The sequence below is a fragment of the Erythrobacter sp. Alg231-14 genome, assembly GCF_900149685.1.
Lineage (GTDB): Bacteria > Pseudomonadota > Alphaproteobacteria > Sphingomonadales > Sphingomonadaceae > Erythrobacter.
Map to the genome: position 1 here is coordinate 81,282 of NZ_LT702999.1, position 12,366 is coordinate 93,647.

Sequence of the window (12,366 nt, forward strand, 5' to 3'; positions counted from 1 at the left end):
GATTAGTTCGTTTGGACAATGCAGCTTTGATGCGTGACCTCTTTTGCCCAATTGTGGACGCGCGTCCCCACCGCTAGACTGCATCAATGTTGCCGCCTAAACTTTCGTTGTTCGCCATTGTTTTGCTGACCTCTGGATGCATCCAGCCCTCCCAATTTGATGACGAGTATGAAGCCCAGTTTGAAGGGAATACTCAACGGTCAACGGAGTTGTTTGCGTCGGGATACTTTCCAAAATCATACGGAGAACCGAGTACCGAAAGTTGCGGCGATAGTTCTCCCCCTCGTCCGCTGATCGGAGAATATGAGGGCGAATGGTATCCTAGAGAATGGATGGCCGCACGCGAACCTTCTTTCTTCCTTCTCTCGGAAAACGACGCGTCACCAGACTTCGCACTCCGTTTTACCTACTTACCTAGTTTCAATGCCTCCGTTTTCATTCGCGTGCATAAGTCAGCCGACAAGTACATTCTTATTGCCAAACGCATGAGCAGATATGGCGGTGACGAACCTGACTCAATTGCGAGCTCAAAAAGGATTGAACTGTCGTCAAAACAATCCTCGGAGTTAAAGCGACTGTTGGATGAGGAAGGCCTGTTTGAAGAGCCGGCAGATTATTGTGGATTCGGCTTTGATGGTAGCAGATGGATATTCGAGCGAGTTGGCCCACAAGGCTACAGCATGGTGAAACGCTGGTCGCCAACAAATGGCGCGGGATTCAATCTCGGAGAATACATGTACACGATGACGGGTTGGAGTTTGCATTCCTCCTGCTTGCGACCGCTTCCTTATCCATTTGAGGACATAGAATTCGCATGCCGATAAACCTACGATCCTAGCTTATCGATCAGTACCCCGATCGCGCGCCTCGCCTATGATTGCGGGAAATTGGTCAATGCATAGGCAGGAGTGGGACATGGGTATTTTGGACAAGTTTCGGCTCGACGGGGAAGTCGCCGTTGTAACGGGCGCAGGCAAGGGCATTGGCCGGGCGATTGCCATCGGATTGGCCGAGGCGGGCGCCGATGTGGCGGTTGCATCCCGTACGCAAAGCGACCTTGATGCGGTCGCGCAAGAAATCCGCGCCTTGGGCCGCAGAGCCCTGCCCATCGCCACCGACGCGACCAATTTCGACGCGTTGCAGAACCTTGCGGATCAAACAGTCAAAGAACTCGGCAAAGTCAGCATTTGGGTCAACAACGCCGGGGGTATCCCCGATGGCCAACCGCGCTATCTAACCCGCACATCCGAAGAGCATTTCGATGCGCAAATCTCGCTCAATTTAAAAGCGGTCTGGATGGGATCGAACATCGCTGTGCAAAGCATGGCGCAAGAAGGCGGCGCGATCATCAACATCTCTTCGCGATCCGCCTTTGGCCCTCAGGTCAAAAACGGCCCCTATGGCGCGTCGAAAGCGGCCGTGAACAGTTTGACCAGCACTCTATCGGTCGAAGCCGCACCCAATGTGCGCGTGAACGCCGTGGCGCCCGGCCCCATCCCCACCGAGAATTTCGACGATTGCATGGGGACCGACACGGATGAAAAACGCACGCAATTGCTCAAACATATCGGCATCCCCATGGGCCGGTACGGCGACCCGGAGGATATTGCGGCGGCCGTTGTCTATATGGCCTCACCCGCGTCAAGTTGGGTAACTGGACAATGCCTGTATGTGACCGGGGGCCGGTGAAGCAGAAACGGCGCAGGCCGCAATCGACCTTTGCGATCAATCTTCGTTGGCGAGCCGGTAAAGCGCGCGCGCTGCGTCGACGACTTTCACTTCACCATCAACCTCATAATGCCAGAACGTCCAACCGTTGCACGATGGCGCGCCTTGCAATTCTTTGCCCAGACCGTGGATCGATCCCACTTGCCCTTTGCAGTCTAGCGAGCCGTCGGCACGAACAGTCGCGACCCAGCGGCGTTTTTTGTCAAACACTTCGCTACCAGCGGGAATGAGGCCGGTTTCCACCACCGCGCCAAAGGCAACACGCGGTTCGGATTTCTTGGACTGCATCGTGGTCAACGCGCTTTCATCCAAGGGCAATTCTTTGGCGATCCGTTTCATCGCAACACCGCGATAGAAATCTTCGCGTTCGCAACCGATCCATTCGCGACCCAAACGTTTCGCGACTGCGCCGGTCGTGCCCGTGCCAAAGAACGGGTCGAGCACAACGTCGCCTTTCTCTGTGGTGGCAAGCAGCACGCGGTAAAGCAGCGCCTCTGGTTTTTGGGTCGGATGCGCTTTCTTGCCGTCTTCTTTCAAACGTTCTCCGCCCGAACAGATCGGCAAAACCCAATCGCTGCGCATTTGCAGTTCGTCGTTGAGCGTTTTCATGGCGCGGTAATTGAATTGATATTTGGCCTTTTCACCCATGCTGGCCCAGATCATCGTTTCATGGGCGTTGGTGAAACGGGTCCCTTTGAAATTCGGCATCGGGTTGGTTTTGCGCCACACGACGTCGTTCAAAATCCAAAAGCCGATATCTTGCAAGATCGCGCCCACGCGGAAGATATTGTGATAGCTGCCGATGACCCACAATGCGCCGTCGGGTTTAAGCACGCGGCGCGCTTCGATCAGCCATGCACGCGTGAAATCGTCATAGGCTTTGAAGCTGTCAAATTGGTCCCAGTGATCGGTCACCGCATCGACTTCACTGCCATCGGGCCGGTTCAAATCGCCCCCCAATTGCAGGTTGTACGGAGGATCCGCGAACACACAATCGATCGAATTGTCGGGCAGCGAACGCATTGCCTCGATGCAATCGCCCGACAGGATTTGGCCGGTTGGCAATAGAGCGCGAACGTCCTCGGCGCGTGCCTTTACAGACCGCTTTGCCCGCACCTTTGTTGTTTCCATCACGCCCATAATTCTTACCCAAACCGTATTGATTGCCAAAGTTATCCACAGGGCATGAGTCCTCGCGGACTCCACGTCAAGCACGCAGATTCTGGATTGTTATGGTTAACGATTGGTAAGCAGGCGGGCCGGGGTTGAGAACAAAGAGTGACCGGCACAAGATATAGAGTCCGTAGGAATCGGGCGGACTCCAGATGGGGTGGTGTTGCGTTCAGGACTCAGGCGAACACCAACACCACATTGGCGGCAAAGCCAGCGACCAACAAAGCACCCAAAGCCCGTCCGATGCCGTTCGCGAACCACATAAGAGCGAGCAATCCGGCCGCGCTGGCGGTTAACAACGCCATCTGAAGGCCTGCCAATTCCAACGGCAAGGCAAACGGTGCGATGGTCATGGTTGCGCCGCCAATCAACAGGATGTTGTAAATGTTGGATCCAACCACATTGCCCAACGCCAGCGCCGATTTCCCGCGCAGCGCCGCCGCGATGGAGGCCGCGAGTTCGGGCAAGGACGTGCCCACAGCTACAACCGTCAAGCCAATGACCGTTTCGGGCACTTCGAATATGGTCGCCAATGTGATCGCGCCCGACACCAACGCATCACCGCCCGCGACCAGAATGGCCAAGCCAACAACAAACAAAGCGCTGGCGATCCAACCGTTGGATGGGGCCTCTTCCATGTCGTCGTCTTCGCCCGTGGCGCCCGGATTGCGGTACCGCCACACAATGTAGATCAAGATGCCAGCCAACAGAGCAACCCCAATCCAAACGGATCCAACTTGCGCCAGAACCAGCCCCCAAAGCAGCACAGTCGCGGCCAAAGCCACCACCGCATCGCGGCGACCGCTGCCCGAAAGGATGATCGGCGCGACCAGAGCCGAGACACCCAAAATCAACAAAGTGTTGGCCAAGTTGGATCCAACAATATTGCCCCACGCGATTTCAGGAGAGCCGGCCAAGCTGGCCTGAACGCTTGCCACCATTTCGGGCATCGACGTGGCAAAGCCAACGATCACAAGACCGGTAAATAGGGTCGAGACGCCCAATTTTTGGGCAATACCCACCGCCCCGCGCACCAACAATTCGCCACCCACGGCAAGGCCGATAAGGCCGCCCAAACTCAACAGAATCGCTTCAATCATGCGCCGCGTCTACGCGACCGTGCCGTCGGGCAAAAGGCCGGGTCGCGCCGAAACCGCAATAAAACGGATTTCCAATCAATTCGGCCGCGCTAAATCAAGGTTGCCTGAGCAACGGGGGCAAAACTTTGCCGGTGCAGCGGTGTTGGGCCGTGAACGCGCAACGCCTCCATATGCTGTTTGGTGCCGTAACCCTTGTTCCGTTCCCAGCCATAATGCGGGTGCGCGGCGGCGGCTTCGATCATTATGCGATCGCGCCATTCCTTGGCGATGATAGACGCCGCGCTGATCGCGGGTTCAATGCCATCCCCGCCAACAATTGCGCGGGCGGGCCACTGCCATTCTTCGCATCGGCGTTCGGGTGTTTGATTGCCATCGATCAACACCATCGTCAGCGCATGAGGCATCTGCGCGGCCAAATCGCGCACGCATCGGGTCATGGCGACCATCGTCGCCTGAAATATATTGATGCGGTCAATCTCATCCGGATCGACTACCGCAACGGCCCACCCGCATGTCGCGCGGATTTGTTCATCGAGCACCGCACGCCGTTTGGCCGAAAGTTTCTTGGAATCGTTCAAACCTGCCGGTATCTCTTGGCCCAGCACAACCGCAGCGGCGACCACCGGACCCGCCAACGGCCCGCGGCCCGCTTCGTCAACGCCAATCACGGTGTTGGCGGGATCAAAGCGCCCCTGTTGGGCACTATTCTCAATGTCAGGAGTTACCTGAGTCATGCACATTCTTCCCCAAACGCCATCCGCATTGGCTCTTGCCGCTCGCGCCGTGTCGCAACGCGTATCTGCGTTGCCAATCGCTTTGTCTCTCCCCGCTATCGCCCTCGCAAGTTGCGCGACCGCAGAAACGGGGGAAACCGCTTCGGCCGGCGCCGATCAGTCATTGCTGATTGTTGATGAGATGGGCGAATTTGACCGTCCATGGGCGATCGAATTCATTCCGGGGACCAACACGTTGGCCATCACGGAAAAGAGCGGCACGCTCAAATTGATGCAAACCAACACAGGTGAAATCATCACGGTTGATGGCGTTCCAGAGGTCGCCTTTGGCGGACAGGGCGGCTTGGGCGATGTCGCGTTTCTGCCATCAGAGGCGGATCGCGATGACGGGCGGACGATCTATTTAAGCTGGGCGGAGATGGGGACGTCGGCGGACGATTCCGGCGCGCGCGGCGCGGTTGTGGGTCGCGGCACATTGGTGTGCATCGAAGCGGATGACGAATGCGCCATCAACGATTTAGAGGTGATCTGGCGTCAAGCGCCCAAGGTTTCCGGGCGCGGCCATTATTCCCACCGCATCGCGTTTTCACCCGATGAACAATATATGTTCGTCGCCAGCGGTGATCGGCAAAAGCAAACGCCCGCCCAAGATTTGACCAACACGCTGGGTTCGATTGTTCGTTTGAACCTTGATGGGACTGTGGCCGATGGCAATCCATTTGCCGATCGCGACGGCGTAACCCCGCAAATATGGTCCTATGGTCACCGCAACATTTTGGGCATGGATTGGGACGCTCAGGGGCGCTTGTGGGATGTGGAACACGGCCCTGCCGGCGGTGACGAACTCAATTTGGTGCAAAAAGAGGCCAATTACGGTTGGCCCACGCGGTCGTACGGCGAAAATTACAACGGCGATCCAATCCCCGATCACACCGATGATGATGGCTTCACCAAACCCGCCATCACATGGACCCCGGTCATCGCGCCGGGCGATATGATTTTCTACACCGGAGAGATGTTCGGCGATTGGCAAGGCGATGCGTTGATCGCGGGACTATCCAGCCGCGCTTTGGTTCGGGTGGAAATTGATGGCGATGCTGCCCGCGAAGTGGCCCGATATGAGGTCGGCGGACGCCTGCGTTCGGTCGAACAGGGGCCGGATGGCGCAATCTGGGTTGCCGAAGACGGTGAAGACGGCCGGGTCCTGCGGATCACGATGTAGTGGAGTTTTGGTTGGCGTAACGCGCAAAAGCGCTTAACCGCCCCAATCCATGACTGCCGACACATCTTCCGAAGCCGAAACCGCCACCATCATTCCGCTTTCTGCGGTTGAACCCTCTATGGTTGAGGCGTTGCTTGATCGTGCGTTCGGACCGGATCGCCATGCGCGCACCGCCTATCGCATGCGCATGGGAATGGAATGCCTCGATGCGTTGAGTTTCGCCGTGCTCGACGCAGAAGAGATGCTGGTCGGCACAATTCAATGTTATCCTATCGCTCTAACCGACCGCGAAGGGCGCCCTGTACCTTTGGTTATGGTCGGCCCGGTCGCGGTGGTTCCCGAACGTCAAAACGAAGGGTTTGGCCAAGGGTTGATGATGGCGATGCTGGACGCAGAAGCGCGTCTGGCGAGCGATGGGTCACCGTCTTTTGCGCAGGTTTTGATTGGCGATGCCGATTATTACGGGCGTTGGGGCTTTACCGCGGCGGCAACCGGCGGATGGCATTGCCCCGGCCCCTTTGAACCGGAACGTTTGTTGGCCCGCGGCGCCGCTTTATCGGCCATGCCATCGGAAGGCATGTTGGGTCCTTGGCAAGGATAAAGCGTCGCAGATGTTGGCTTCGCGATTGCGCCGTACCCGCGCATCCCATCGATCGCATTGAGTTTCTTCTTTGACGAAACCGTCGGGTCTGGCATCGCGTATCTGATCTATGCCGTACGAACCGCCACCCTACCTTGCCGAACTCACCTTGGCGCAAATTGCCGAACAAGTGGCGCAACGCAAATTGCCGCCGGTCGAAGGTTGGGCCCCGACGCAGATCGGGGAAAGCCACATGCGCATCGATAAAGATGGCGCATGGTATCACGAAGGTGGGTTGATCCGTCGTCCCGCAATGGTGCGCGCGTTTTCCGGGCTTTTGACCCGCGACGAAGCGGGTCAACATTGGTTGGTCACACCGTTTGAGAAATTGTCGATTGAGGTGGATGACGCCGCGTTTATCGCGGTGGATTGCGTCCACACCGAAGGCGAAATCGCCTTTCGCCTGAACACCGATGAATTGGTGGTGGCCGGGCCCGACAACGCTCTAAGAGTGGCGGGTGATCCCGACACTCCGGCGATCTATTTGCATGTGCGCGGTCGATGCGAGGCGCGGCTTAACCGATCCACCTATGCCCAATTGGTCGACCTTGCTCTTGAAATGAGCGGCGATGATTTGGACAGCGGCCTGATCGTGACCAGCCAAGGCGCGATCTTCTCGCTGTCGTCGTGATGGTTGTGCCGCGATGAGCGCCTTGTTCAACCGCCTAAGCACCTTATTCGAAGAAGGGCATGCTCACCCGGTGACGGGCCTAAAATCGGATGCGGAATTCGTCGTAGCCGGGGAACAAACGCCCGCCGCCGTCTTAATCGCGGTTACCGATCAACCCGAACCGACCGTGATCCTAACCCAGCGACCAACCGGCATGCGCAGCCATCCAGGGCAAGTCGCGTTTCCTGGCGGCAAATTGGATCCCGGCGAAGACGCCATAACCGCCGCCCTGCGCGAGGCAGAGGAAGAATTGGCTTTGCCGCGCGAGGTTGTTCAAGTGGTCGGGACCAGCGACCTATTTTCCACCGGCACCGGATTTGACGTGACCCCGGTTTTGGCGGTCGTCCCGCCCAATTTGGACTTAAAACCCAACCCCGCCGAGGTGGAGGCGTGGTTCGATCCGCCGCTTTCGCTTTTGTTGGAGCGCGACAATTGGATCGAGAATGAGACGTTTTGGCGTGGCTCAATGCGGAGCTATCTCGATATGCATTATGACGGGTTTAGAATATGGGGCGTCACCGCCGCGATCATCGCGAATTTGGCGTTGCGCATCCCACCAGAACGGCTGAAGACAGGCTAAAGTCGCGACAAACCGCCGCATCCGTTCAAATTGGCTCGGTTGAGGGGCTTGTTATCCCCTCGCTTTTTTGGTTAGCGCATTGGCTGTGACCCAACCCTTGCAATCTTTATCCCAAGCCGACTGGCCGCATCGCGATGGTATGCGCGCAATCACGGCGGCATTGGGCGTGGATTCCATCCGGTGGGTCGGCGGTGCAGTGCGCGACACATTAATCGGAATGCCGGTCCATGACGTCGATTGCGCCACCCTACACACGCCCGATATCGTGGTGGAACTGTGCAAGAAAGCCGGCATTCGAACGGTTCCAACGGGGATCGAACACGGCACTGTCACGGCCATATTGGATGATGGCCCGGTCGAGGTGACAACATTGCGCCGCGACGTATCCACCGATGGCCGACGCGCCACGGTGGCCTTTGCCGATCGATGGGAAGACGATGCCGCGCGCCGTGATTTCACGATCAACGCGTTGTACGCCCATCCCGAAACGTTGGAAATTTCCGATTATTTCGGCGGGATCGACGATTTGAAGGCGCGGCGATTGCGATTTATCGGTGATGCCCGTCAACGCATCGCCGAAGACCATTTGCGGATCCTGCGATATTACCGGTTCCAAGCGCGCTTTGGCACCGATCTCGATGCGGAGGCAGAGGAGGCATGCGCCGACCTCGCCAGCACATTGAAGGGGTTGAGCCGCGAGCGCATCGCCAGCGAAATGATCGGCATTTTGTCGCTTCCCAATCCCCACGACACCGTTGCGCGCATGCGCGAAGCCGGAGTTTTGGGTGTCATCTTGCCAGAATGCCGCGCTCCGCATGTGAAAGCATTGGCGCAATTGATCGGTCACGAAACAGACCAAGGCTTCGCAGCCGAACCCTTGCGCCGGTTGGCAGCGTTGTTGCCGCCCTCACCCGATGTCAGCGGCTCTGTCGCGGTTCGGTTGCGCCTTTCGCGGGCTCAGCGCGCGCGATTGACTTGCGCGGCGGAAAGACTCACCGATCAGGCCGGCACCGCCCAAGCTTTGGCCTATCGCATCGGTGTGGACTTCGCAGTCGATCGCTTGCTGCTTTTGGGAGAAGAAGCCCGCACCATTGCCGATTGGGAACCGCCGCAATTCCCGATAAAAGGCGGAGAAATCGTGAAACGCGGGGTCCAAGCGGGCCCCGATGTGGCGCGAATTCTGCGCGCGGTGGAACGTCGATGGGTCGCCGAAGGATTCCCCGACAAATCCCGCGTGGACGCAATCTTAGCGGAGGAAATGCCCTAAGATCTTCACTATTGCTGGCCCGCGTTAAGCGCGCCTTCACCCCCTTCAACCGATACACCGCAATGCACCCGATGGTTTGGCAAAACCGCCTTATCGATCGCGCGTTCATCAACCGGGAACCGGTGCACGCTTTGGCCATTGGATATCTATCCATGCGCCTTGTGCATCCCCCTAAGACGAAACCAACACTGGAGAATATTTTACAATGATGACTGGGAATTTTGGCAAGTTTGCAAAGCCAACTCTGATCGCTGCGGCGGTCGCACTATCCCCATTTGCGGCCAGCGCACAGGATGTCGGCGCAACCGTGATGGGCAATGATGACGCGCCAATCGGCACCGTCACCGCAAATGAAGGCGGCGTCGTAACGGTCGACACTGGCAAACACAGCGCGCCTCTTCCTGCGAACCTTTTGGCGCAACGCGACGGCCAATGGTCGGTCAACGCTACTCAGGCGCAAATCAACGGAATGATGGATGCGCAAGTTGCTGCTGCAAACGCCGCGCGCGATGCGGCCTTGGTCGAAGGCGCAGCCGTGGTTAGCGCCGAAGGCACACCAGCCGGCACTGTCTTTACCGTCGACACCGAAAACACCGTCATCGTGCAAAGCGAAGCCGGCATCATCACATTGACCCGCGAAAGCTTCGCAGTCAGCCCATCGGGCGCGTTGATGGCGTTGTATTCGGCCGAACAATTGGCCGCAAACACGGTTGAAGTTCCCGAAGGCGCCGAAATCCTAACCCCGGCACAAGCCGCAGCGAAAGAAGCCGAAATGGCTGCTGCTGCCGCAGAAGACGCCGCCGCGGATGCCGCTGGCGAATAAGTCTTAACCGGTCATATTTTGGCCGATTGTAAAAAAGCCGCGGAGACCTTCATCGGTCGCCGCGGCTTTTTTCTATCCAAATGTGTTGTCTTTGGGGAAGCCTTGCGGCGGCATGCGCCCGGCCGCGCCGCGCGCGACTTTCCATTGCCAAATATCGTTTTCGGTCCGCGTGCGTTCGCCCGACCCGCCCATTTTCCAACTCAACCCTTCGGCCAAGATGAATGTGGTTGCATCCGACAATCCGCCGTCGCGATACCGTTGCAGCATCACACCTTGACCGCGCGCCATGATCGGCATTTCTTCTAGGTTGAAGACGATCAATTTGCGGTTGTCGCCCACCGCCGCAATGTGATCGTGCCCTTCGGGAATTTCACGGATCACTTGCAATCCGGCTGTCCCTTTCAGGTTCACGACCTGCTTTCCCTTTTTCGTCTCCGCCAAAAGCTCTTTGGTCTCGGCGATAAAGCCTTTGCCGTTGGTGGATGCGAGCAACAAGCGGCCGCCATCCTTATGGACTAACATTTTGACGACCGATGCCTCACTCTCAAGGTCGATCATCGTACGCACCGGCTCACCAAAACCGCGCGCGCCCGGCAATTTGTCACAACCCAACGTAAAGAATCGGCCGTCCGAACCCGCGATCAACACCTTATCGGTGGTTTGCGCGTGCAGGATAAAGGCGAGTGCATCACCCTCTTTATACTTAAACTCCTGCGTCAAATCGACGTGGCCCTTTGCCGCGCGGATCCATCCTTTCTGAGATAGGATCACGGTGACAGGCTCTTTCTCGATCATCGCGTCCATCGAAAATTCGACGATCGGGGCGGCTTCTTCGATGCGCGTGCGCCGCGCGCCCAATTTCGTGTCTTCCGCGTAATCCTTGCGCAGCGTGCGCAGATCTTTTTTCAACCGAGTGCGTTGGCGCGCCGGGCTTTCCAGCAATTTCTGCAGGTCATCCTGTTCCGCCAACAATGTGTCTTTTTCGGTGCGGAGCTCCATCTCTTCCAGCTTGCGCAAAGAACGCAGGCGCATGTTGAGGATGGCCTCTGTCTGACGATCGGTGAGATTGAACTCTGCCATCATCACGGCTTTAGGATCGTCTTCGTAGCGGATGATCTCAATCACCCGATCAAGATTGAGGAAGGCGACAATATAGCCTTCGACCAATTCCAATCGCCGCTCAATTTGATCCAGCCGGTGCTGTGTGCGCCGTTGCAGGATTTCGATCTGAGCCCGTGTCCAGTTTTCCAGAAGCTCTTTCAGCCCCATGACCAACGGCGTTCGCGTTGCGTCGAGCACGTTCATGTTCAGGCCGAACCGCGTTTCCATATCGGTTAGCTTAAAGATGCTCTCTTTCAGCAATTCCGGGTCAACATTGCGGCTGCGCGGGACCAGCACGATGCGGATGCTTTCGTCGCTTTCGTCGCGCACATCTTCAAGGATGGGCAGTTTCTTATCGGCAATCGCTTGCGCGATTTGTTCGATCAACTTGCCCTTTTGCACCTGATACGGGATTTCCGTGATGACCAATTGCCATTGGCCGCCGCCCAACCGTTCGATCCCTGCGGCGACATCTTCGGCCTTGTCCGCTTCGGGTGCGTGGAACACACCGCGCAGGCGGAAACTGCCGCGACCGGTGCGATACGCTTGAGAGATTACCTCCGCGCTGTCGATGACTTGGCCGCCGGTGGCGAAATCGGGGCCTTTCATCAATTCCATCAAGCGTTCGTGTTCAACGCTGGGATTGTCGATCAATTCCAACGTTGCATCGATCACTTCGGCGACGTTGTGTGATGGAATGTTGGTCGCCATGCCCACCGCAATCCCGCTGGCCCCGTTGGCCAACAGATTGGGGAACAGGCCCGGCATCAATTCCGGCTCTTCCTCCTCGCCATTGTATGTCGGGATGAAATCAACGGTGCCCGCGTCCAACCCTTCCATCAACTGCATCGCAGTCTTGGTCAGGCGCGCTTCGGTGTAACGATAGGCCGCAGCGTTATCGCCATCGACATTGCCGAAATTGCCCTGCCCTTCGACCAAAGGATATCTCAGCGAGAAATCCTGAGCCAGGCGGACCATCGCGTCATAAGCGGCCGTGTCGCCATGCGGGTGATATTTACCGATAACCTCGCCAACGACGCGCGCGGATTTCTTGAACGTGTTGGATGGATCCAACTTCAATTGCCGCATCGTCCACAACAACCGGCGGTGGACCGGTTTCAACCCATCGCGCAAGTCCGGGAGCGAACGCGCGGTGATCGTGGAGAGCGCATAGACGAGGTACCGTTCTGACAAAGCGGCGTCGAACGGTGCGTCGACGATGGCGTCGAATTCATTAGAATCATCTGTGGTGGTCGGATCGGACATGGCGCCGGTCTAGCAAGCGTCGCGCAGCGCGGGGAGAGGCGTTTCCACAGGAATGGAAGCGG

General features: G+C 57.5%; 12 protein-coding genes. 8 read left to right on the forward strand and 4 right to left on the reverse strand.

Going from position 1 to position 12,366, the window contains the following annotated elements; translation table 11 throughout:
* Window positions 1-86: 86 nt before the first annotated feature.
* Together BQ8290_RS00395 and BQ8290_RS00400 are read left to right on the forward strand one after the other, a co-directional pair.
* The gene (locus BQ8290_RS00395) at window positions 87-824 is read left to right on the forward strand and encodes a hypothetical protein (protein ID WP_108786659.1); all 738 of its coding nucleotides are present in this window, start codon (window positions 87-89) and stop codon (window positions 822-824) included.
* Window positions 825-915: 91 nt separating this feature from the next.
* Window positions 916-1,689: a glucose 1-dehydrogenase gene (locus BQ8290_RS00400; RefSeq protein ID WP_108786661.1), complete on the forward strand. Its 774-nt coding sequence runs from the start codon at window positions 916-918 to the stop codon at window positions 1,687-1,689.
* A gap of 36 nt (window positions 1,690-1,725) precedes the next feature.
* Here the strand turns inward: BQ8290_RS00400 and BQ8290_RS00405 are convergent, their stop codons facing one another.
* The 3 genes from BQ8290_RS00405 to BQ8290_RS00415 all read right to left on the reverse strand — a co-directional run bounded on the left by BQ8290_RS00405 (window position 1,726) and on the right by BQ8290_RS00415 (window position 4,735).
* A complete protein-coding gene (locus tag BQ8290_RS00405; RefSeq protein ID WP_443112330.1) occupies window positions 1,726-2,859 on the reverse strand; it encodes a site-specific DNA-methyltransferase in 1,134 nt (377 codons plus the stop codon).
* Between the two features lie 218 nt (window positions 2,860-3,077).
* Window positions 3,078-4,001 (reverse strand): calcium/sodium antiporter, encoded by a 924-nt coding sequence (locus BQ8290_RS00410; protein ID WP_108786665.1) that lies wholly within the window; start codon window positions 3,999-4,001, stop codon window positions 3,078-3,080.
* Window positions 4,002-4,090: 89 nt separating this feature from the next.
* Complete coding sequence (locus tag BQ8290_RS00415) at window positions 4,091-4,735, reverse strand: ribonuclease HII (protein ID WP_337660868.1); 645 nt, start codon at window positions 4,733-4,735, stop codon at window positions 4,091-4,093.
* On the opposite strand from BQ8290_RS00415, the gene BQ8290_RS00420 reads away from it, so the two are divergent.
* The 6 genes from BQ8290_RS00420 (at window position 4,734) to BQ8290_RS00445 (ending at window position 9,937) form a co-directional block, all read left to right on the forward strand.
* A complete protein-coding gene (locus BQ8290_RS00420; RefSeq protein WP_108786667.1) occupies window positions 4,734-5,957 on the forward strand; it encodes a PQQ-dependent sugar dehydrogenase in 1,224 nt (407 codons plus the stop codon). The two genes, BQ8290_RS00415 and BQ8290_RS00420, sit on opposite strands and share 2 nt — an antisense overlap.
* A 49-nt stretch (window positions 5,958-6,006) precedes the next feature.
* Window positions 6,007-6,558: a GNAT family N-acetyltransferase gene (locus BQ8290_RS00425; RefSeq protein ID WP_108786669.1), complete on the forward strand. Its 552-nt coding sequence runs from the start codon at window positions 6,007-6,009 to the stop codon at window positions 6,556-6,558.
* A gap of 109 nt (window positions 6,559-6,667) precedes the next feature.
* Window positions 6,668-7,228, forward strand: coding sequence for a DUF1285 domain-containing protein (locus BQ8290_RS00430; RefSeq protein ID WP_108786671.1), 561 nt, complete (start codon window positions 6,668-6,670; stop codon window positions 7,226-7,228).
* Between the two features lie 13 nt (window positions 7,229-7,241).
* Window positions 7,242-7,847 carry a CoA pyrophosphatase gene (locus BQ8290_RS00435; protein WP_108786673.1) on the forward strand — a complete coding sequence of 202 codons (606 nt, stop codon included), beginning with the start codon at window positions 7,242-7,244 and terminating at the stop codon, window positions 7,845-7,847.
* A 139-nt stretch (window positions 7,848-7,986) separates the two neighbouring features.
* The gene (locus BQ8290_RS00440) at window positions 7,987-9,114 is read left to right on the forward strand and encodes a CCA tRNA nucleotidyltransferase (RefSeq protein ID WP_108791661.1); all 1,128 of its coding nucleotides are present in this window, start codon (window positions 7,987-7,989) and stop codon (window positions 9,112-9,114) included.
* Between the two features lie 205 nt (window positions 9,115-9,319).
* A complete protein-coding gene (locus BQ8290_RS00445; protein WP_108786675.1) occupies window positions 9,320-9,937 on the forward strand; it encodes a hypothetical protein in 618 nt (205 codons plus the stop codon).
* Window positions 9,938-10,009: 72 nt separating this feature from the next.
* Here BQ8290_RS00445 and parC read toward each other — a convergent pair whose 3' ends face one another.
* Window positions 10,010-12,304: a DNA topoisomerase IV subunit A gene (gene parC, locus BQ8290_RS00450; RefSeq protein ID WP_108786677.1), complete on the reverse strand. Its 2,295-nt coding sequence runs from the start codon at window positions 12,302-12,304 to the stop codon at window positions 10,010-10,012.
* Window positions 12,305-12,366 lie beyond the last annotated feature (62 nt).

Coding starts and splice junctions, on each gene's coding strand:
- BQ8290_RS00395 (WP_108786659.1), top strand. CDS start 87: ATGTTGCCGCCTAAACTTTCGTTGTTCGCCATTGTTTTGCTGACCTCT.
- BQ8290_RS00400 (WP_108786661.1), top strand. CDS start 916: ATGGGTATTTTGGACAAGTTTCGGCTCGACGGGGAAGTCGCCGTTGTA.
- BQ8290_RS00405 (WP_443112330.1), bottom strand. CDS start 2,859: ATGGAAACAACAAAGGTGCGGGCAAAGCGGTCTGTAAAGGCACGCGCC.
- BQ8290_RS00410 (WP_108786665.1), bottom strand. CDS start 4,001: ATGATTGAAGCGATTCTGTTGAGTTTGGGCGGCCTTATCGGCCTTGCC.
- BQ8290_RS00420 (WP_108786667.1), top strand. CDS start 4,734: ATGCACATTCTTCCCCAAACGCCATCCGCATTGGCTCTTGCCGCTCGC.
- BQ8290_RS00415 (WP_337660868.1), bottom strand. CDS start 4,735: ATGACTCAGGTAACTCCTGACATTGAGAATAGTGCCCAACAGGGGCGC.
- BQ8290_RS00425 (WP_108786669.1), top strand. CDS start 6,007: ATGACTGCCGACACATCTTCCGAAGCCGAAACCGCCACCATCATTCCG.
- BQ8290_RS00430 (WP_108786671.1), top strand. CDS start 6,668: ATGCCGTACGAACCGCCACCCTACCTTGCCGAACTCACCTTGGCGCAA.
- BQ8290_RS00435 (WP_108786673.1), top strand. CDS start 7,242: ATGAGCGCCTTGTTCAACCGCCTAAGCACCTTATTCGAAGAAGGGCAT.
- BQ8290_RS00440 (WP_108791661.1), top strand. CDS start 7,987: ATGCGCGCAATCACGGCGGCATTGGGCGTGGATTCCATCCGGTGGGTC.
- BQ8290_RS00445 (WP_108786675.1), top strand. CDS start 9,320: ATGATGACTGGGAATTTTGGCAAGTTTGCAAAGCCAACTCTGATCGCT.
- parC (WP_108786677.1), bottom strand. CDS start 12,304: ATGTCCGATCCGACCACCACAGATGATTCTAATGAATTCGACGCCATC.